Genomic DNA, 20627 nt, shown 5'->3' with positions numbered 1-20627 from the left:
TCCGGCTTGTGACATCCGGAACGAGATCGTCGAAAACGGGAAAGCCGGACCGCGTCAGTCGTCGCCCGGGGCCGGCGTATCGACGGCGGTCTCAGAAAGGGATTCGCCGTCGACCGGCGACTCGGGATTCGCCTCGCGTGCCGCCGGTGACAGCCCGAGCTGTGCGTCATCGATCGTATCGGCTATCGTGGTGCTGTCCTCCTCGGTGGTCGAGTCGAACTCGGAACGAAGGTGGACGCGACCCTTGTGGATGGTGATCGCGTCGGCGAGATGGAGCCGGACGGCCTCGAGAAGGACGTCTGCTTCAAGCGGCTGTCCGCGGCGCTTTATCGTCTCCACATCGGCGCCGTCGGGGATGTCGAAGGCGCGCTGGGCGATCGTTGGCCCCTGATCGAGGTCGGTCGTCACGTAGTGGGCAGTGACGCCGGCGATCCGAACGCCGGCCTCCTTCGCCTGCCGGTAGGCCTGTGCACCCGGGAAGGCGGGAAGCAACGAGGGGTGAACGTTGATGATCCGACCCTCATACCGAAAGACGACCTCCGGCGAGAGGATGCGCATATACCGTGCGAGGACGATGAGATCGATGTCGTACTCGGCGAGCAGATCGAGTAACCGGTCTTCATCCGGCGATCCGTTGCCGTCGCCGATGTCGTAGAAGGGTTTGTCGTATCGCTCGGCGAGATCGCGGAGATCGCCGCGGTTGCCGATCACGACCGGAATCTCGACCCCGTCAGCCTCATCCTCGAGGAGGTCGCCGTTCGCTTCCGCCTCGAGCAGCGCCTCGGGTGTATGGGTTTCCTGCGTCACGAGCAGCGCGACCCGGCGTGCGGTGCGGTCGCTCGGGTAGCGGACCTGGATCTCGACGTCGAGCTCGCGACCGAGATCCGACAGCGTCCGCCGGAGCTCATCGCGGGAGGTCTCGAGCTCGCTGGCGTCGACGCGCATCGTCATCCGGAAGATACCCTCGCGGACGGCTTGATCGAGGTCCTCGATGTTGACCCCGCGCTCGAACAACGCGGAGGTGACCCGGGCGATGAGTCCAGTCTTGTCTCCTCCGACGACCGTGATCTCAGTGAGTTCGCGGGTCATACGCCGATCACCTCCGCAAGGTCGAGCGGATGCATTACGTCCGCCAACACGGTCGACGGTTTAGCCCGTTTCGGTCGTCCACGCCCATCGATCAGTGCCATCACACCACGCGATCCGTGCCGTGACCGACCCACTTTTGAGACGTCCCGCCCCCAGAGTATCCGTGACGCTCGATCCGATCCACGTGGACAACATCGCGCGCCTCGCGTCGACCATCGCGGGCACGGTCGAGACGGCCGACCGGGAGGGGCTTGCCGAACGGGTGTGGGCGGACTGGCTGCCGGAACTTCGCCGGGACGGTCGCGTGATCCTCGAGCCGGTCGACGAGCACGCACGCCACCGCGTCGACATCGACGACGTCGCGCTCACGGATCCCCCCTTCGAGACGGTTCACGGGCTCGATTCGGGAACGATCAACCCCACGACGTTCAAGAACGGGCTCGTCGTCGACGTCGCCCACGCGGCGATGGCCGCCAACCCGACCGACCTGGACCTCCACCGCTCGCGGACGATCGTCGCGACCGTCCACACCGCCGACACGACCGTCGACCACGACACGGACTGGGGGCGCCGCGACGAGGGGTACACCCAACAGCGCGTGCTGCAGGCGCCGCCGATCAACCGGTACGCCGAGGGGGTCGTTCACGCCCTGGCGCTGTATCTCGCCGAGAGTAAACACGCGCTCGACCACGCCAACACGGTCACCGACCTGCTCGTGCTCGACGGGCCCATCTACCCCAAGGAGTTGTTCACCTGGGTCGACCGTGATCCCGAGCTCGGCGATCTCGCTCGCGAGGCGAAGCCACGGTCGGTCATCGAGAACTACGTTCGGCTGGTGGAGACGTTCATCGAATCCGGCACGCCGATCGCGGGGTTCGTGAAGAACCCCTCCGGGCGGGCGATCACGCGCGCGCTCTCGAACGCTGGGATGGACGCACCCTGGCCGGACGATGCCGCGCTGTTCACTCGGTTGCTCGAGCGACGCACCGACGCGGATGGCTCGAGCGTGACGTCATCGGGGTCGACCCGCCGGGGAGAACGCGTGACCGACGAGCTCACCGCGACCACGTGGTTCCGGAGCCGCGGCGGGACCGACCGCCACGTCGCCGCCGACGGGGACGCGTTGGGCGTCGATCGGCGCCTCGATCCGGAACTCTACGAGCCGACGTTCCTCGTCATCTATGACCCCAGAACCGACGTGACCTATAAGCTCGAGGCACCCTACGCGTTCACGCGCGATCCCGACACGCGGCGGGCGCTGACGACCCAGGTTCTCGCCGAGGTGGCCGCCGAACGCGGCCCGCCGAAAGCGGTCGCGAAGGCCGACTCGCTGGCCAGGATCGGATCGGCGGAGACGGCCTCCATCCGCCGCAAGTTCGCGGAGCAGTTCGACACGGACCAGCTGCGGTCCTACGACGACGTCCGTTGGCCCGACGTCGAGGGGTGAGAACGGTCGTCCCGATCGAGGAGTGGCTCACGTCACGTGAGCAGCGTACTGGATCGCGTAGATCGTGCCGTTGTAGAGTCCGTGCACCAGACACGGCACGAGCACGTTGTCGGTCCGTTCGTAGAGGTACCCCAGCACGCAGCCGAGCCCGGCGGCGACGACCGCGTACAACGCTGCCTCGCCGGCCGCGCCCACGACCGCGGGGACGTGGATCGCGCCGAAGATCGCGCTCGCGGCCAGGATCGAGGGCCACGCTCCCCACGACCGGCGGAACAGCCCTTGAACGGTGCCGCGAAACAACAGCTCCTCGCCGGGACCGACGAAGAGGATCGAGACGGCGACCATATAGAGGAAGTAGGTCGGAGCCGACTGGCCCGCCAGGATCGCCTGGTTCTCACCGGTCGAGACGCCGATCTGGTCAAAGACGAAGAGGGCGGCGAACTGGATCCCGAGGAGGACGACGGTCCCCACGACGACCACCGCCGCGTTTCGGGGATCGATTCGACCGATCCCGATCAGGTCCCAGTCGTCGGCGATCGCAAGGTATCCGCCGACTGCGGCCCCGAACCCGACGAACTGGAAGACCGTTCGGACGACCGTCTCCCCCCAGCCGTCGGCGGCGACCAGTCCCGCTCCGACGACGAGATCCGTGAAGGGTTGGGTGATCGCGCTCGAGACGAGCAGCGCCCCGAGCACGACCAGGAGCCCCTGCCCGAGCGTCCACGCGTGCTCGCCGTATTCGACGATCGCCGGTCGCCGTGCCATTGGACACCGGTAGAACGGGGCGTCCTATAGGCACACCGGAACTGGAACGTCCGGAACGGAGGTTCGAACATCCAGAAGGGGAATCCGAACATCCGGAAGGGGAATCCGGTCACCGATCGCCGGAGATGACGAGCTCCCGCTTGTCCGAGACGGCGTCCGCTTCCGGGAAGTCCCCGCCGCCGAGAAGCCCGCGGGCGGCCCGCTTACCCCACTCGACGGCCGGCTGGGTGAACGTCTCGAGACTGGCGAGTTCGCCGTAGAGGACGCAGGCGGCCTCCATCCCGTAGAGGAGTTCGCCGAGCGCACGCTCGTCGACGCGATCGATCTCGATCCGGACGGTGGGCCGGTCGGCGGCCGCCAGACTCGCCTCCGTCGCCTCGAACTCCGCGTCGAGCAGCCCGCCGAGGGAACCGCCGCCGAGGTAGGCCAATCCCTCCAGGTCCGTCTCGGGAATGGCGACGTCGGCGCGTTCCCGTGGACGCACGAACGTCACGAGCTTGTCCCGCGGTCCGGCCCGATAGAGTTGGAGTTGGGAGTGCTGGTCGGTCGCACCGAGCGCGCGGGCGGGGGTCTGTCCGACGCCGTCCTTCCCCAGGCTCTCGGCCCACAGCTGAGCGAACCACTCGGCGAACGTCTCCAGCGACTCGGCGTAGGGCAACAGGACGTTCGTCAACGCCCCGCGCTCGGCCAGCGCGTACGCGACCGCGCCGTACGCGTATGCGGGCGAATCGTACAGCGATCCGGCGAGGCTCGCCTTCCCGTCCGCGCCACCCCGGATGATCGCCTCGACGTCGTGACCTTGAAGCGCGGCCACTGCGAGTCCAACCGTCGAGAGCACCGAAAAGCGACCGGGGACGCCCGCGGGGACGTCGAGCGCCGGGAGGTCGTGCCGATCGGCGAGTCGCCGGAGGTTGCCCTCCGGACCGGTAGTGACGACGGTGCGCTCGGTCCAGTCGACGCCGTTCCGATCCATCGCCTCGCGGATGACGAGGAAGTTCGCGAGCGTCTCGGCGGTTGTCCCGGAGTTCGACACCACGTTGACGACCGTCTCCGCGAGCGGAAGCTCCGCGAGGAGTCGCTCCGTATGGTCCGGATCGACGTTGTCGAGGAAGTAGGCGTCGACGTCCGACTCGAGTGCGTTCGCGAGCGTGGCCGCGCCGAGCGCGCTGCCGCCGATCCCGACGGTGACAACCGCCTCGGGGTCCTCGAACCCCGAAACCGTCGTTCGGATCGTGTCCGGATCCGCCGTCTCGGGGAGGGTCAGGGCTGCATAGCCGAACTCCTCGGTCGCCATCCCGTCCTCGATCGTCCCGTGTGCGTCCGTGACTCGGTCATCAAGCCGGTCGAGGTACTCCGTCGTCAGTCCCGGACTCGTCCCGAGAACGTTGCCGATGTCGACGTCCATACCGGACGACCGGGCGAACCGGACTTAGGGGTTATCGTCTCCGTGCGACAGGTCGGATCGATCGGTCGCCGGATCGGCCGGGACGACCGGGTCATCAGGGTTCAACAGCGCCCACAGCGCGTTGGTTCCGACGAGATCGGCGAACGGAACCGGAGGATCGGGGTCCGCGGGGCGGTCGCGAAGCGTTCGGTGCCACCACCGGACGTCGTGCCAATCCCCGTGTGAGATATAGACCTAGATCGCGTACACACGCGTGGTCCAGAAGTCGGCGAAGGCCGCCTCGAGCGCCGTCTCGGGATCGCCGGTCGCGTCGGAGACGTCCGTCACGTCGGCCAGATCCCGAAGGTCGCCGAGAACGCTTCGCTCGCCGACGACGATCAGCCGATCGAGGTCCGCGTCGGTGGCGAGCGGTTCGAGCGCGTCCCGGGCTGCATCGAGGTGCTCGTCGATCTGGTCATCACGACGGCGCTCGAAGCGACCCTGCGAGAAGCCGCCCTTCGAGTGGGCGCTTTTCACGTCGCTTTCGAACCCCTCGTAGTCGGTTCGTTCGACGTCGTCTCCACCGGGATCGGTCCCCTCACCGTAGACGCCGACGGCGAACAGGTCCGACCGAACGAGCGCGAACCCGAATCTGCCGGTCGGAAGAAACCGATCGCGGGGGAGTGCGAACGTGGAGTCCCACCCCGCGGTCGTCTCGGCGGGCTCGATCGGCGGGCGTAACGCGGCGCTGATCATCCCGGAATCGTCGGCGACCACGATTGCGGGTGCGGCCCGGCGGACCAGCGGCGTGGCGTCGCCGTAGTGGTCGGCGACCGGCTCGGGAACGGCATCCTCGCTCGCGACCATCGCCGTGAGCGCGCCCTCGTTCCCGGCCTCGATCGCCGACAACCGATCCAACAGGTCACGCGTTCTGGCGCCGCGAGCGTCGTGCACGCGTCGGAACTCCCGCTCCGAGTCATCGCCGCTCGCGCGCTCAACGCGGTCCTCGAGCTCCTCGATCCGGTCCTCGAGGCGATTGATGCGCTCCTCGGCGTCCTGTTTGGCGGCGGTCGCCTCGGCGCGGCGCTCCCGTTCGGCCTCGAGCTGCCGTTCGAGGTGATGGTTCGTCTCCTCGAGCTCCTCGATCCGCGATTTGAGCTCGGCCCGGCCGAGCAACTCATCGAGCATACAGACACGCGTGGTACGGGCAACTTAAACCGTCGGCGTCGATCGCCGCGAGTGACGGACGAGCGATCGACCGCTGCCCGCCCGATGACGACACCGCGATCGCTCCCGCCGACGGTCGTTTCCTAAACGCTTATGCGTACCCTACCGTAAGAGGCGAGTGCGGGCCGGTAGCTCAGTTAGGGAGAGCGTCCGGCTTTTAACCGGACGGTCGGGGGTTCGAATCCCTCCCGGCCCGTGAAACGAGACCGCAAGCCACAGCAGGCGGTCGAGTGAACCGACAAGTGGGACTCGAACCAGGGAGCACGCGCGCAGCGGAGCGAGCACGTGTGAGTGGGGTTCGAATCCCTCCCGGCCCGTGCAACGAGACCGCAAGCGACAGCAAGCGATCGAGTGGACCGGCAGGGGAGACGAGGCTTCGATGGGGGGGATTTGGGTGGTGAACGCCACGTCGACGTCCCGCGTATCCGTCTCGATCGCCAACGTGTCCGCCCCACGCTTATACCGGATGCGCCCGAACGGGAGGATATGCGAGGCATCAAGATCGGGAGCGCCTTCGGCATCCCGATCAGACTCAACTGGACGTTCCTGCTCGTTCTCCCGTTTTTTGCCTTCCTGATCGGGCAGGATATCGCGACCATCGCGTCGGCGATCGGCGGTGCGCTGCCGGTGTCGATCGACGCCGCGAATCTCGCCGGTGGATCGATGCCGTGGATCCTGGGATTCGCATCCGCGCTGGGGCTATTCGTCGGCGTCCTGCTGCACGAATTCGGCCATTCCCTGGTGGCGATGCGGTACGGGTATGAGATCGACTCGATCACCCTGTGGCTGCTTGGCGGACTTGCCAGCTTCACCGAGTTCCCCGAAGACTGGCGTCACGAGTTCTGGATCGCCGTCGCGGGACCGGCGGTGTCGATAGCCGTCGGCGTCGGCTGTTACGGCGTCCTCCTCCTCACGAGCGGACTCCCCTCGGACTCGATTGCGGTCCTCGGCGGCGTCGATGCGGTCCGGTTCGTCTTCGGCTACCTGGCGGTGTTGAACGTCGTCCTCGCGGTGTTCAACATGCTTCCGGCGTTCCCGATGGACGGCGGCCGCGTCCTTCGGGCGCTGCTTGCACGGAACGCCCCCCACGCCGCAGCGACACAGCGCGCCGCCGCGATCGGGAAGGCGTTCGCCTTCATGCTCGCGATCGTGGGGCTGTTCTCGAACTGGTTCCTCATCTTCCTCGCGCTGTTCATCTACATCGCGGCCTCCGGCGAGGCCCAACAGACCACGCTCAACGCCGCGTTCGAAGGCGTGACCGTCGCCGACGTGATGACGCCCGGGCCCGAACTCGACGTCGTCACCGAGGAGACGACCGTCGCCGAACTGATCGACCGGATGTTCCGGGAGCGCCACACCGGGTTCCCGGTGATGGATAATGAGACCCTCGTCGGGATGGTGACGCTCGCGGACGCTCAGGGGGTATCCGAGGTCGAACGCGACGCCTACCTCGTCGAGGACGTGATGGAACGCGATCTGATAACCGTCTCGCCCGGCACCGAGGCGATGGACGCGCTGCAGACGATGCAGCGCAACGACGTCGGCCGACTGCCGGTCGTCGACGCCGACGGGACCCTCGTCGGGCTCGTCTCGCGGACCGACCTGATGACGGCGTTCAACGTGATCCAGAACAGCGGCCGGCCGACGATGATCACCGGCCGAGCGCTCGGCGGCGATCGTGGCACGTCCGCGATCAACGGGGATCGTTCGTAGATAGCCGGCCGGCCAACGAGAACGGACTGGGCAGCCAGAACGGACTGGGTAGGATCAGGACGGCGGGGACAGACCGATGTCGAACGGTGAACGGCGATCGGTCTCCACGTCTATGGGCGGAGCAGGCCGAGTCGGTTCACTCGTCAGGTTCGGTCTCGTCCGCGTCCGGTGCATCCCGCTTGACGCTCTCGACCGCGGACACGGCCCCCGCCCGCGAGGCGTATCCCTCGCCCGAGTCGGCGAGGATGTTCCCGTTCCGGTGCCGGAGCCGCCAGCGCCACTCGCCGGCCGCATCCTCGTAGATCTCGAAGGCGGCGTCCTGGATGTCGAGCACGTCCGCGTCGGGGACGTAGGTTTGGACCCGTTCGACCGCGTCCGTCGCGTTGCGCTTCGACGCGTATCCCTCCCCGGAATCCGCGATGATATTGCCGTTGTCGTGTCGGAGCCGCCAGCGCCACTCGCCGGCAGCGTCCTCGTAGACTTCGAAAGTTGCGGCCATAGTTCGAGTAATACTGTTCGGGCAGCGACATAATTGTACCGCCGAACGAGGGGTGATCGGGGACCGACCCGGACCGGTGGCGTCGACCCGAGCCGTGCCGGTAGCGCTACTCCTCGTCGAGGATCTCGACGGGTGCGCCCTCCGCGTTCGACCGGACGCTGTCGACTCCCTGACGGGCTTTGGCCCGCGAGGAGTACCCCTGTCCGGAGTCGGCCAGGATCTCGCCGTTCTCGTGAAGGAGGCGCCACCGGTATTTGCCGGCGGCGTCACGGTAGAGTTCGAACGCCGTCGGATCGACGTGGAGATAATCCGCACTCGCGACGTGGGAGCGAACGCCGTTCATCGCTCGAACCGCGTTGGATCGCGAGGCGTAGCCCTCGCTGGAGTCGGCGATGACGTTGCCGTTGTCGTGGCGAAGCCGCCAACGCCACTCCTCGGCGGCGTCCTCGAAGAGCTCGAAGCTGCTCTGGCTCGCGACCGATTCGGAGGGGACCGCAAGATCGGGTTCGGCGGCGTCGTCGGGCTCCGACGCTTCCTCGTCTTCGACCGTGGCCGTTGACTCGGCCGGCTCGATCCGTAACACGCCGGCGCCGAGCGCGTTCCGCATCACGCTGTGCATCCCCTGCTGGCACTTCTGCCGGGAGCTGTATCCCTGTCCGGAGTCGGCGATGACGTTCCCGTTTCGATGGCGAAGCCGCCACCGGTGTTTGCCGCCCGCGTCCTCGTACAGTTCAAACCGGGCCCGACTGCTTCGAACCGCCTCCAGCTCACCCTCGGTCGCCGACAGCTCCTCCTCCAGCTCGCGAACCCGCGTTTCCGTCCCCTCGAGCGCCGCCGATGTCCCGGCAGCCGTCTCCTGCAACTGCTCGTGTGCTTCGTATACCGGATCGGTGGCGATCGGCACGATCGCCCCCGCGAGGGCGATGAACAGGATCCCAAGCGTGTAGAGCGCCATCACGCCCGTATGCCCGGCTCCCGGCTCCCAGCCACCCGGGTAGACCACCACGAACCAGGCGAGCGCGACGACACAGACGCCCGTCCCGAGGGTTGCAAGCGTCGTGGCCCGCCGTCGAAGCGGGAACCGAACGATCGCTCCCAGCATCACGAGCGGCGCCCCGATGCCGCTGAGTACCACGCCATATTGCCGATACGCGTAGTTCACCGTGGACGGTCCGGATCCACCGGCGGTGCCGGCTGTATAGATGATGACCCCAAGCAGCGTGAGCAGCGCTCCGAGCGCGAAGAGCCAGTACCCCCGTACCTCGTCGTCGGTTCGCGGCGTTCCGATCCGGGTTGTGTACACGTCCGTCAGTCGATTCGGGTCACCTTGATCAGACATATGGTGTCTATTGTCGTGGTGATACTTACCAGTATGGGCGATCGACGACGGCGGCGATCGCACGATGTTCGCAAACGACCGAACCGGTCCTGACAACGGGGCTGACTCGTGGGTCATCCCGTCAAACTGGCTGATTCACGAAGTCGGATTTCGGGGATTCGGTCGTGTTCGGCCCGTCGATGGCACCCCGGACACAGCGTGACGACGTTCCCGAGGTAGTGGGCGTCGGCGATCGTGTGACGGTCCGACTCCGCGAACAGCCGGACCGGGAGCAGGTGGTGGACGTCGGGGTTCCGACCCAGCTCCGACCGCGTCGTGCCGCAGTTCACGCAGGCGTATTCGTCGCGCTCAAGCGCCCGCCGGCGAACCGCCGCCCATCCGGGTCCGTAGTTCCGGTCGCTCCCGCCCGTCCAGTTCGGATGCCCCTCGCCCGCGAACGACTCCGAGAGCCACTTGGCGTGACAGGACCGGCTACACAGAACCACGTCGTATCGATCGCGTTCGAAGGGGCGTCGTTCCACCGACGTTCCACAGACCGAACACTCACACCGCTCCGTCCCTCCCTTCCAGTTCGGATGATCGGTACCCGAGACGGTCGGCGGATCCTGCCAGTCACCCGACTCGACACACGACCGACAGTATTTCCCCGGTTTCTCGGACGGATAGTACTCGAACTCCGACCCACACCGATCACACGACGTCGTCGTCGTTCCGCCTCGGTAGTTCGGGTTGTTCTCCCCTGCGTATGCTCCGGATCGGTCGAGACACTCCTCCGAACAGTACCGTCTCGCGTACGGTGAGTGAAACCGTTCGCCACAGTGGTCACACGTTCGATTGGGAAGCTTCTCGCCGTGTATTTGGCTGTGGTGAACGCCCAGCCCGCGCCGACTCTCGAAGTATTCATCACACTGTGGACACTGGTGACCCATACCACGACCTGTGCCGTCTTCGAGGATAATTGTTTCTCCCGAGGACAAATATGTCAAAAATGTTGTGAGTCCGGGTGCGAGAATCGAACCCGCGTCTCAGCCTCCACAAGGCTGAAGGATAACCACTACCCTAACCCGATTCCATCACCGTCCTGCGGTTTTGCGCTGTTCTTACACCTACTGTCCGAGGCTTCCGAAATAAATCCCCGGCTTTCAGACCCCATAGGCATCGCCGACTCAGTGAGCCGATTTGTATATAAAAGAACACGAAATAGTCGAATATTCTATACTTTGTACCCGCAGTGCGCGTCCGTACAGACAGGATTATCGAGGAGGTAGCTCACATGTGGCCTGTCGCTACTCAGTCAATCGTTTGTGAGTGGCACCTCCTCGGTCTCCCCGATAATACTACTCTGAGCCCCACACCCGTCCTTCAACCGAAAAACGAACCCGGCATCTCACTCGTGGACTTCTGCTCCTGTCCGAAAGCTCGTGAGCTCATCAATTCGGCCCTCAAGATCCTCGATCTCCTGGCGTAGTTCCTCGGCCTCTTCACCCTCCGTCGCCGCGAGCTGTTCCTTGAGGCCCTGTAGACGCGTTTCTTTAACCTCCTCGTCGACGTCGGCCTTGCGGACGTACTCGCTCTCCTCGATGTCGTACACATCCGTCTCGGACAAGTCTGTGACCTCTAACGCGTCGTCGACCTTGCTCCGATCAATTCCCGTCACGCGCTCGCGGTCAATCCCTTCGACCTCCAGCTTCGCCAGTACCTCGTCCTCGTCTTTCAACGACCGATTCCGACGAGTCGTCCGCTGAACCGAACCGAAGGGACCGCTCACAGGTCGATCGTGGTGAAGTCGGTTCAGGAGCACGCCAGCCACATCTTGGCGGAGGTCGTTGGCGTTGCGCTGGACATCCGACAACAGCGTGTAGAGGTTCACCAGCGCGTCGGTCTCCATCTCCGACAACGTGGTCACGTCGTGGCGCTCAAGGGCGTCTACGAGCAGCAGTGAGTCTGCATACACGTCCAAGTCCGGCTCTGACCGTTGTTCGGTGTCGGGGTCGGCATCAAGGAGCTGCGTCGACGTCGGGCCGTCCGTCTCGGTGATCACGCCCGCATCCTCGTCGATCTCGAAGCGTGGATGTAGGCTCAATACCGCCGGGTACGGGTCCGCGTCTGGCGGGAGCCGATCAAGTTCGAAGCCGCTCGGCTCGTCGGTGATACGTCGGTACAACGTCTCAAACTGGTCGCGCTGGAGTGGTCGCTTCTCGGCTGTGTCTTCAAAAATGATTATGACGCGTTGCTCCTGTACGTCGTCGATCCGGAATCGGTCGTGCGACAGCGGCGTAATCAGCGTAGCATCCTCGGGTAGATTGTCGAGTGCGTCGAGGAGCGTATGCCAGTTCACGCTGAAAGCCATGTTCAGGCGAACGCAGACGGAGGGTAAAACCGTGAGGGACGCCTCTCGGAGCGGTCGGAGCCAAGGCCGCCGCTGGAGTTGGCATATCCTCTTATTTTCTGTGAAAATAGATGATTACGTCCCCTGTCGAGATGTGCAGGATGTGAGGGGTCAGTGTCGTGAATACAGCGCGCTTATCGGTCACCCAACAATAATAATGTCGTAGAAAAAAGTGGAGGACCAACGAGTGCGTCATATGTCAGAGCAAGAAACTTTTGGTGAGGAATCCACTCCAGCAGAGGCCTTGGTATTCTACAGGCCCATTAAGGTCGATTCACGTGGTATTCCAAAGCTGGATGCTACGCGTATCCCTCAGGCTGACGAAGTGGACGAGCTTCTAACCCATATTAAGGAAGACAAGCTGAAGTACCCGACAAGTCTCAAGGATGCGGAGATGGGTGAGGTCGCTTTCGACTACGCCGTTGACATCATAGGATCCGGAGCGGACAAAGAGATGAACGTCAAGCTCTTTCTCGCCAATTTTTGCGACTCTCTCCAGTCCAAGCAGCGGACAAAAGACAAATACGCGATGTTAGTCTGTTATGAAACCGACTTCCTGCTCGCGCACGTCAAAGCAGAACGTGGAATGTCGATCCAAGAGGAGAGTGGCGACGTGGAACTCGTCCGCCGATTTCTTGACGTCGATAATATCCTTAGTGCGGCCTATTTCGAGGACTTAGAAGACGATATTAAGTTCTCACATTTCACTGACACAGACTCTGGTTCGTTCCGTGACTTTCTCGGTGTCTCCGAGAAGCGGTTCAACTACCGTCGCAAGAACATCCAAATAATATGTCACTACGAGGGTAAGAACGGTATTGAGTGTAAGTTCGAGTTCAGCAACGATCAGATGGAAGAACGGTGGCTCCAGCAAGGCTCGCTTGAGTTTTCTAATGGAAGGTTCAAACTCTCAAACGGCCACTCGCACAACATCAAGGAAATCCGATGGGGGCGAGACTCCTACGAAAGGCCGCAGAGTTTCATGAGCGAGTTCAAGGAGTACAGCTACGAACTCGATGGACAGGCTCGCCGATACAATGATCTGAAGCGGCTTCCTGGGAACGATTTCCCCTCGGCCTACAGCGACGCTGTGACTCTGACCGATTACAAAAGCGAGGTCATTATTGAGGGCGAGGATGGTGAGCCAGAAGTACAGCCGAAGGGAGAGGTTCCCGACCATATCCACGTGATGTACGCAAACAACTCAATCGCATTGAGTGCCGACTTTGCGGGTGACATCTTTCGTGACCTAATCGACACCGCCGACTTTTCGCTTTATCACCCGTCGGAGTCGTTCGCATCAGAGGAGTTCAAACTCAACGGACTCTCGCTTCTCAACATCGACAAGGCTGAAATCGCTCCGGAAAGAGCCTCGTTGCTCGCAACCACCCACAATCACTTAGACAACGCCACGGGCCAGACAGTACGACGCTGTCTTGGGTTTGTTTTCCTTCATATACTCGCCGAATCCGACTGTATCAGTATTGGGTTCAAGAACGGTATCAAGGAGCTCATCAATCTGAACCATGGAGCAACCCGCCAGCACGATGTTGTGACGACGAAAGAAAAAGAGGGAGATGGGTTGATCGAATACAAAGACAAAGACGATCTTAGCAAAGAGGACACCGCAGCAAGCATCGTCGAAAACATCGAAAAAGAGAGTCGGAACTACGATGAGAAGCTGTTCCTTTGGGGTGTAGACGAGGATACTCGGCGTATCGACGGTTTACGGAAACAAAAGTGGGGGGACGATCGCGTGTCCGGAGTTCAGCGCCACGTGCTTGAAGAGCTGGCCGACCGAAACGTAGAGTACACAGACTTCAATCTACTGAACCTCCCGATCGGGGACGAGCAGGAGCGATGTATTATTGTCGGCATTCTTCATTAGCAGCGACTCACTCGGACTCCTCGAACGTCTGTCGATACATTCTAAGACAGTCATCCAGTCAGTCATTCTGGTCAAACTCGTCCACCGTAGCAGATAACACACCCGCGTTATAATGATGCTATCATGACACTCAAACTCAGCAATAAAGAGGACTTACAGGACTGATGGACTTAGAATTGTCTGATGTTGAAATCGCCCCTCTGCGGTCAGCCGTTTTTGCTGCGCTCAGTCTGCTACTCGTCATAGCCACTATTGCTGTTTGGGCGATTATTACCTTCTCTGCTGTTAGTTCTCTATTTCCAGATGCAGATACTATTGAGATTGGAAAAGTTTCGGCATCTATACTTGGAATTGTTGTGAATTTAGCTCTTTCTGCGGGTCTCATCTATATTTATTACCGCCAAACAGGCGTGTTACGAGACCAGAGAGATCTCAGTGCTGAACAGACATCTATTCAAGAGCAACAACAAAAGATAATGGGCGCTGAATACATTCCTGAAGTAGATATATTTGTAGATGATGTTGAAGATGACGAGGTGAAACTCCAGTGCTCAAATGAAGGCACAGGTTTAGCAAAACAATTCGAGGTCAATGTTGAGTTCTTCGTTAGCGAGAGTTCTATGGACGGTCCACCTGACTACGATCGTGGGATAGAGCTAACGCCATTGTCGGAAAATATTTTCACCTCAACCTCAGATACGCGTAATCACGGCGAAATAACTCACGAAGCACACTATATTGGAAAAGCATCGACACCACGTAGAGAGACATCTGATGACAATTTAGCTCAGGTGCGTACCCCAGAAATACTACGTGAGAAAGAAGATGCGACACTTCAGTTCCGCACATATTTTGAACGGTTTGTGGAACCTGGAGGAGATCCTGGCAACCCTAATCGACTTTCATTTTCCGAAGGAGTAGATGCCTTACAAGATGAGGAGATAGAAACTCTTGGCTTCAGGATGCGTGTATCTTATCGGGATATCTTTGATGAAGAGGCGGCTAACGAGCCGCTCACGAGCGGATGGGTTGACATACGAGATGGAACCTCAGTAAGAGAGATGCTTGAGACAGCAGAGAATAGAGGAGTGTTTCACCAAGATTCTCACCTACTCCAAGACAGGGGAACAACCTATCATGCACACCATTATTCCTACATTTGAGTAGCCTTGTATTTTCAGTCAATACTGCTGAATGTCTACGAGCTTAGGATAGAAAATTCTTAGCTATATAACAATCGCCGCATAACGGTGGTAATGAACCTCTCGTCAGGGCCATGGTCCAGAAACTCCATGGCGACTTGTTGCTCTTCGGAGACGCGGAATCGGTCGAGCGATAGCAGCGTGATGAGTGTTGATCCCTCGGTGAGATTGGCAAATTCGTTAAGGAGTATTTGTCACGAAACGCTGAACGTTATATCTGCGAAGAGGCGGATGATAGCTAAAACCGCGAGGCACGCTTCTGGGGCCGAACAGGGTCAAGGCCGACATCGGTGGTGGCATGGATTCGGTTTCCCGGTAAATCGTTTCTAAACCTGGAATTCCGGACTATCACGGTATCTATTCGGCATTTTCTTTCTGGTGAGCGGCGCACCACTCGAACAGCTCCTGCTTCAGATCGTCCGATGTGGGACCGAATAGTCGTCCAAGACGATATCCGAGGTTATCCCACGTGAGGTTCGTTAGCTCCGCGTCGGTATTGTATCGGGAGGAGTCTTCCTCGCCTTTCACTGCAGCTCCCCACCCTCGCTTGAACGCACCCTGGCGATCAGATCCCGGATTCTCCTGTCGTTTATCATCCTCGTAATCAACCAGATTTGATGGCATATGAGATGGTTGGATTGGCGAGTTTCATAACTCTCCCGCCGGCATTGAATCCCTATTCGGGATTCACCTACCAAACGCCAATGCTCTCCGAATGGGGAAAGCTACTCAATCACGTCTGGGAGTCGAACCGCAGCAAAATACTTGACGAACTCCTTGATTCCGTTTCGTATGTCGTTCGGAGTTTTGTCTGTCTGACCTTCAATCACGTCAAGCTGCTTTGCTATCGCGCGAATTTCCTCAGTTAGATCGACTCGACATACCTGTCCCTCCGTGTTGTTGTGAAGGTTAGAGCGCCACAAAGTCCAGCGGAGCCCATCTGTCCCGATAGCAATCATCTGCTCGTGTTCCATCTCGCGGAGGTACTTACAGAAGGCATTTACCTCGATGTACTCGCGTATGTCGCTCGTCGCCGCACGCTTCGTTTTCTGTTCCTTGTTTGCGGCCTTAGCTTCGAGGATACAGACTAACGACGGGTCGACCTGCTTCAACAGGTAGTCCGGGCGCTTACTTTCGACGCTCCGGAACGTAGTCGGTCGACGAACAAAGTGAGCTCCGACCCCATCGTACTCGGTCGATGCAGGATTAATGTACCCCAGGCCGTGGAGCACGGGTTCGATGAGATATTGCTCGGTGAACATCTCAGGTTGCTGGCCGACATAGGGTCCGGGGAGCGTCTGTGTTTCACCGTCAGTAAGAATCTGTCTCAACTTGCCACCCTCACCCAACTCTCGGAATTTGAGGGGGAAGGTGTGAAGCTGTTGTCGGACTCGTTCGGCCACTGGATCGAACTCGTCCAGTTGCGTCTCAGTCATCGGCGACAGCTTCCTCGACGATCTCGATTTCCTCGTCAGTCAGCTCGTAGAGGTCGTAGACGATGTCATCAATCAGATCGTCAGTCCGCTGAATCTTCTCGTCAAGATCTTCCGCTCGTTCTACAGCACCCCTGTACCGTTCGAGATCATCGGCCGTCTCATCAGGGTCGGGGAGCGTCATCGCTTCCAGCCGGTCGACCAATGAGTTCGTCTTTGTAGCCGTCTCACGGAATCCTGCGAACCCACCGGCCTCCTCAACGGCGACGGGGACGAAAGCCTCCACAAGGTTGGCCTCGGTCTCTGAAAGATCCGTCAATCGCATGGCTGGCATCGGTTCGGTTTCTGTGTATCCCCACTGATCAGTCTCATGACGATCTTCGTCGTCGGGTTTGTAACGGGCGGTAGCGAAAACCGTGACCGACCCAGGCCCATCACGTTCACATACGACCTGTCCGACACGGAGATTAGTTAGGTCATCTTTTGTTTTGGCAAGCTTCGACTCTCCCACCTTCTCCGGCGGTTGATACACGCCGATATTAGACAGAGAGGGTCCCTCGGAGTATGGTCGGATGTAATCCAAGAGGTTGAGATTGAGGGGACGTCGTTCGGCAATCAAGTCGATAATGTCTTTGACGGTACTCGGAAGTTCTGACCCGGTTTCCGAGACAACTGGGAACTCAGAAAGGTGAACTGTTCGATACTCCAGATAACCTCCACGAACGGTGGACAGCTTACTTCTCGCCCAAAATTCACCAAGTGTCGAGTTGAGAATGCCCACCAGAGCGTAGTCGGTCTCGGGGATGACGAAGCATTTGTTGTTAGCATACGTGCCATCGAAATCGAGGCTGAATCGGGGTCCATCCGAGATCTCCGGATACACGATCTTATCGCGTTCAAATGCTTCGTAGTAGTCGCACGGACGAAGCTCCCACCAGCATTCTCCTCGGTCGTAGCGCGATTGAGCGTCTTCGCGGAAGTTACCAAGATGTTCGGCAAGCCCTGGATACTCAGATGTAAACCAGTCCCACGCCTCAGACTCCGAGCTTAGTCCGGATTCAGACATAGTCCAGCCCGAAGGAACGCGGATTAAGTACCTGTCCGAGAATCCAGCGAGGTACCGTTCCGCGTCGTCACCTTTCATCAACCGGAAGATGAACTGCTCGGAGGCGGGGTCTCGTTCGAGTATCTGTTCTCGAGTTTCGTTGTCTATAATGAACGCCTCGTTAAGACCCGTTTTCACTCCCCAGTATATGTCTACACTAAGATATTCCTCTAAAGAAATACCAGTTTCATCAACTTGATCAAGCAACGCTATTGATTCAGGGGTCGAAATAGACCATCCAGAACCAGTCAGACGGTCTTGATCAATGATTGTATTATTCCGCTCAATTTCGTACCGTAGACTGCTGAATTCAAGTGATTCAACATTAGTGATTGAGACTGTACTCTCGGTTTCTGGTATCTGCTTATCAAATACAATTACTAACGGATAGGCGGACACCGATCGACCAAATACTGGGAGGTCGTGGAAGTCACAGATCGTTCTCAGCCGCGTATTTTCACTAAGAAACTGACGCAGTGGTCCACCGTACTCGGCTCGAGTGAATTTATTGGAAATGATGTATCCCAGACTATTATTATGGTTCAGTAGATCGTATCCGCGCTCCACGAAGTAGGTATAGAGGTCTGCTGCTGAGGCGTATACGTCATATCTGGTCGAAAATAGTTCTGTGAACTCACGGATCTGTTCTTGACGTACGTATGGGGGGTTGCCGATTATTGAGTCGAACCCAGCTTCCGAGTGGAGTGTGCCATCCTCTCCATAGAACACTTCTGGGAACTCCAGCCGCCAATGGAAAAATCCCTTCTCGTCACTCATTTCCATGGCGGTTGAGTACCAGTCTTGCTCCTCCACTTCTGACCACGCCTCATCGCTTTCGAGAGCCTTAGCCATACGTTCGTATGCTCCCGAGGGGAGATCGACACCAAAGTCCTCGGCTGTTCGGACATCCGCAATCGACACTAACCTGCGTCGGAGCTCATCTTGTTCAATTTCGGCATATTTACGCTTCATTTCGTGAACATCCTCGACGGTCTCGTTCTCGATGGCGAGGAACTCGCTGTAGACGTCCATCAGGCGTTCGATCGTTCCCTCACGTGTTGCGCCGAACTCCGCCAGCGAGTATTGGTCGTCCTCGCTGGCTGCGTCTGATTCCAGTTCTTCGATGGCTTCGAGGTCTGAACCGACCAGCGAGTTGCCCTGCTTGAAGTGGTGATCAAGGAACGCCAACGGACGGTCGGCTGACAATGTTTCCAGCCACATCGACAGCTTTGCTAACTCAACGGCCATCCCATTCAGGTCGACGCCGTAGATACACTCTTTGGCAATTTCTCGCCGGATGTGTTGTTCGTCGAAGGCAACACCGAACTCGGATTCAGCCTCGCGAACTTCAGCCATCACTTGTTCAGATAGATACCCCGTCGCTTTCGTCAGGAAATGACCCGAACCCATCGCTGGGTCAAGAATCTTCAGGTCAGTCACGCGCCGGAAGAACGGCCCGATGTACTCCTGTGTACCTGGCTCGAATCCTTGATCAATCAGATCCTCACGTATCTCCTCGACCAGCGGCCCGACTGTCTCCTCAACGATATACGTCACCACGTAATCAGGCGTGTAGTACGCACCTGTGGCTTTCCGCTCTCCCTCATCGTTGACAACGTACAATCCACCCACGGGAACGTTCTCGACAGCCTCTGAGTCACTTACTTCTGTAGCTGGCTTCCATACCTGGCTACCGTCTTCGGCGACCGCCATGTACTGCTCAGGCGCAATACGGAACTGGTGTTCAAGCAGACCCTCGTAGACGCTCCCAAGGTGACGTGTGTCGAGGTCAGCATAGTCCGCCAGCACGTACCGCCCCTCGTCGTTTTGCGTGGTTGAGAGCCGGTAGATGACCTCTGCGAGGTACTGGTTGCTCACCTCGTGGTCGGTCAGGAAGTCATGTGCCTCGTGGTCGAACAAGCCGCCGTTGTACGGTGGGATGCCGAGATCCTCTTCACCCTCATCGATAAGTCGGAACAGATCTTCCAACCGGCTCCACATCGTCGTCGAATAGTCGCTGAACTCGTCTTCGAACCCCTCATCAACCTCACCGATGGTGTCGTGGATGTCCAGCCGGAGCTCGTCGAGGCTGAAGTTCTGGTCGTACTCGTCTTGTGCTGACTGATTATCGGGATGGATGAGTCCCCGAGACTCCGCGTACAGCACGAACATCAGCCGATAAAGGAACACGAGTGACTGCTCCTTCAGTTCATCCAGGGCCTCCTCGTCGTCGGGATCGATGTCAAGAGCAGCGTTGGTCTCGACGAACCCGCGACCGAGTACCCGGAGCGCGGTGAATACATTGTCTTGGAGGCTCTCACCGAGTTCCTGCGAAGCCGTTTCGCTCTCTGACCAGACCTCGTCGAGGAACCTCGTTCCACTCGATTCACGGAACGCAGCTGGCCGGAAAAAAACGTAGAAATATTTGAACGCCTCTAAATCGCCTCGCTGGAGTAGTTCGGGGAGATCGACCTCATAGTAGGTCTGCGTTTCGTAGTCGTTCGTGCCGTAGAGCCGCCACTTGCGGCCGTTCGTCAGCACGCCCCACTGGATGTTCGGCGGGGTATTTTCCAGATAGTGCTTGGTCTGGTGAGAGGCATTTCGATAGGGACGCTGTTCGCTGAATTGGACCGTAAAATCAGCATCCCACTGCTTAGCCTCAACGATACCGACACCACGCTCGAATAGGTCGGTCGTGTCTTGGGTATCCAGATAGATCTTTGCGGCTTCTCGGCGATCTGTCGGTGTCTCAAAGAGCAGTTCGTCAACGAAACCACCTCCATCCGGGAGCGTTACTTCGTCCTGCGTTCCGTAGCCAAGGACATCGAGCACCTCGTCAATCCAATTGTCGATGAGAGCATCTTCGCCGTAGCCTTCGACGAGATCACCTTCCAGACCGTAGAGCGTCCGGAGCTCGTCCATCGCTTCCTGAGCAGCATCATCACAGTCCCATTCGTCCCGTTCTTGGACCCGCTCATCGAGATAATGGCCGGAAAATAGAGCCGAGTTGTGGTAGGATCGCTCCTGAAGTGTCGACTGGCTCATGCGAGATATACCGTATTGGGCTGTGGCGCGCACAAATAAATACCGGAGCCACCCTTCGATATCAGGAACTGATGGTATTGCTCATTGTTATCAACCCAACAG

13 protein-coding genes, 2 tRNA genes and 1 pseudogene are annotated in these 20627 nt (G+C 59.6%); 5 read left to right on the top strand and 11 right to left on the bottom strand.

Annotation, left to right across the window (positions count from 1 at the left end; genetic code table 11):
- Positions 1–54: 54 nt before the first annotated feature.
- The gene (locus tag BLW38_RS09510; protein ID WP_092817010.1) at positions 55–1089 is read right to left on the bottom strand and encodes a formyltetrahydrofolate deformylase; all 1035 of its coding nucleotides are present in this window, start codon (positions 1087–1089) and stop codon (positions 55–57) included.
- A 163-nt stretch (positions 1090–1252) separates the two neighbouring features.
- Between BLW38_RS09510 and BLW38_RS09505 the strand changes: the two genes are divergently transcribed.
- Positions 1253–2536, top strand: a complete 1284-nt coding sequence (locus tag BLW38_RS09505) for a DNA double-strand break repair nuclease NurA (protein WP_092817009.1) — start codon at positions 1253–1255, stop codon at positions 2534–2536.
- Positions 2537–2563: 27 nt separating this feature from the next.
- Here BLW38_RS09505 and BLW38_RS09500 read toward each other — a convergent pair whose 3' ends face one another.
- The 3 genes from BLW38_RS09500 to BLW38_RS09485 all read right to left on the bottom strand — a co-directional run bounded on the left by BLW38_RS09500 (position 2564) and on the right by BLW38_RS09485 (position 5873).
- Entirely contained in the window at positions 2564–3301 is a 738-nt protein-coding gene (locus BLW38_RS09500; protein ID WP_092817008.1) for a CPBP family intramembrane glutamic endopeptidase, read from the bottom strand.
- A 109-nt stretch (positions 3302–3410) separates the two neighbouring features.
- The gene (locus BLW38_RS09495) at positions 3411–4706 is read right to left on the bottom strand and encodes a glucose-6-phosphate isomerase (protein WP_092817007.1); all 1296 of its coding nucleotides are present in this window, start codon (positions 4704–4706) and stop codon (positions 3411–3413) included.
- Positions 4707–4940: 234 nt separating this feature from the next.
- Positions 4941–5873 carry a Vms1/Ankzf1 family peptidyl-tRNA hydrolase gene (locus tag BLW38_RS09485; RefSeq protein ID WP_092817005.1) on the bottom strand — a complete coding sequence of 311 codons (933 nt, stop codon included), beginning with the start codon at positions 5871–5873 and terminating at the stop codon, positions 4941–4943.
- Between the two features lie 161 nt (positions 5874–6034).
- Between BLW38_RS09485 and BLW38_RS09480 the strand changes: the two genes are divergently transcribed.
- Together BLW38_RS09480 and BLW38_RS09475 are read left to right on the top strand one after the other, a co-directional pair.
- Positions 6035–6108: transfer RNA gene (locus BLW38_RS09480), tRNA-Lys, on the top strand.
- A gap of 290 nt (positions 6109–6398) precedes the next feature.
- Positions 6399–7625 (top strand): CBS domain-containing protein, encoded by a 1227-nt coding sequence (locus tag BLW38_RS09475; protein ID WP_092817004.1) that lies wholly within the window; start codon positions 6399–6401, stop codon positions 7623–7625.
- Between the two features lie 136 nt (positions 7626–7761).
- Here BLW38_RS09475 and BLW38_RS09465 read toward each other — a convergent pair.
- The 4 genes and pseudogenes from BLW38_RS09465 to BLW38_RS09450 all read right to left on the bottom strand — a co-directional run bounded on the left by BLW38_RS09465 (position 7762) and on the right by BLW38_RS09450 (position 11813).
- Positions 7762–9463: pseudogene (locus BLW38_RS09465) on the bottom strand (DUF1508 domain-containing protein).
- A gap of 113 nt (positions 9464–9576) precedes the next feature.
- Entirely contained in the window at positions 9577–10392 is an 816-nt protein-coding gene (locus tag BLW38_RS09460; RefSeq protein WP_092817001.1) for an HNH endonuclease, read from the bottom strand.
- Positions 10393–10460: 68 nt separating this feature from the next.
- Positions 10461–10532, bottom strand: a tRNA-His gene (locus BLW38_RS09455).
- Positions 10533–10850: 318 nt separating this feature from the next.
- Positions 10851–11813, bottom strand: coding sequence for a hypothetical protein (locus BLW38_RS09450; protein ID WP_092817000.1), 963 nt, complete (start codon positions 11811–11813; stop codon positions 10851–10853).
- Positions 11814–12048: 235 nt separating this feature from the next.
- On the opposite strand from BLW38_RS09450, the gene BLW38_RS09445 reads away from it, so the two are divergent.
- Positions 12049–13740, top strand: coding sequence for a hypothetical protein (locus tag BLW38_RS09445; protein ID WP_092816999.1), 1692 nt, complete (start codon positions 12049–12051; stop codon positions 13738–13740).
- A 164-nt stretch (positions 13741–13904) separates the two neighbouring features.
- Positions 13905–14903 (top strand): hypothetical protein, encoded by a 999-nt coding sequence (locus tag BLW38_RS15785; RefSeq protein ID WP_143040835.1) that lies wholly within the window; start codon positions 13905–13907, stop codon positions 14901–14903.
- 396 nt (positions 14904–15299) lie between these two features.
- Here the strand turns inward: BLW38_RS15785 and BLW38_RS09440 are convergent, their stop codons facing one another.
- The 3 genes from BLW38_RS09440 to BLW38_RS09430 all read right to left on the bottom strand — a co-directional run bounded on the left by BLW38_RS09440 (position 15300) and on the right by BLW38_RS09430 (position 20525).
- Positions 15300–15566, bottom strand: coding sequence for a hypothetical protein (locus BLW38_RS09440; protein WP_092816998.1), 267 nt, complete (start codon positions 15564–15566; stop codon positions 15300–15302).
- 101 nt (positions 15567–15667) lie between these two features.
- The gene (locus tag BLW38_RS09435; protein ID WP_092816997.1) at positions 15668–16378 is read right to left on the bottom strand and encodes a hypothetical protein; all 711 of its coding nucleotides are present in this window, start codon (positions 16376–16378) and stop codon (positions 15668–15670) included.
- Positions 16371–20525 (bottom strand): Eco57I restriction-modification methylase domain-containing protein, encoded by a 4155-nt coding sequence (locus BLW38_RS09430; RefSeq protein WP_092816996.1) that lies wholly within the window; start codon positions 20523–20525, stop codon positions 16371–16373. Before BLW38_RS09430 ends, BLW38_RS09435 begins: the two co-directional genes overlap by 8 nt.
- Positions 20526–20627 lie beyond the last annotated feature (102 nt).

Source organism: Halopenitus malekzadehii, assembly GCF_900108505.1.
GTDB classification, from domain to species: Archaea; Halobacteriota; Halobacteria; order Halobacteriales; family Haloferacaceae; genus Halopenitus; species Halopenitus malekzadehii.
The sequence above is the reverse complement of the archived record's forward strand: the minus strand, read 5'-3'. Positions and strand labels throughout refer to the sequence as shown.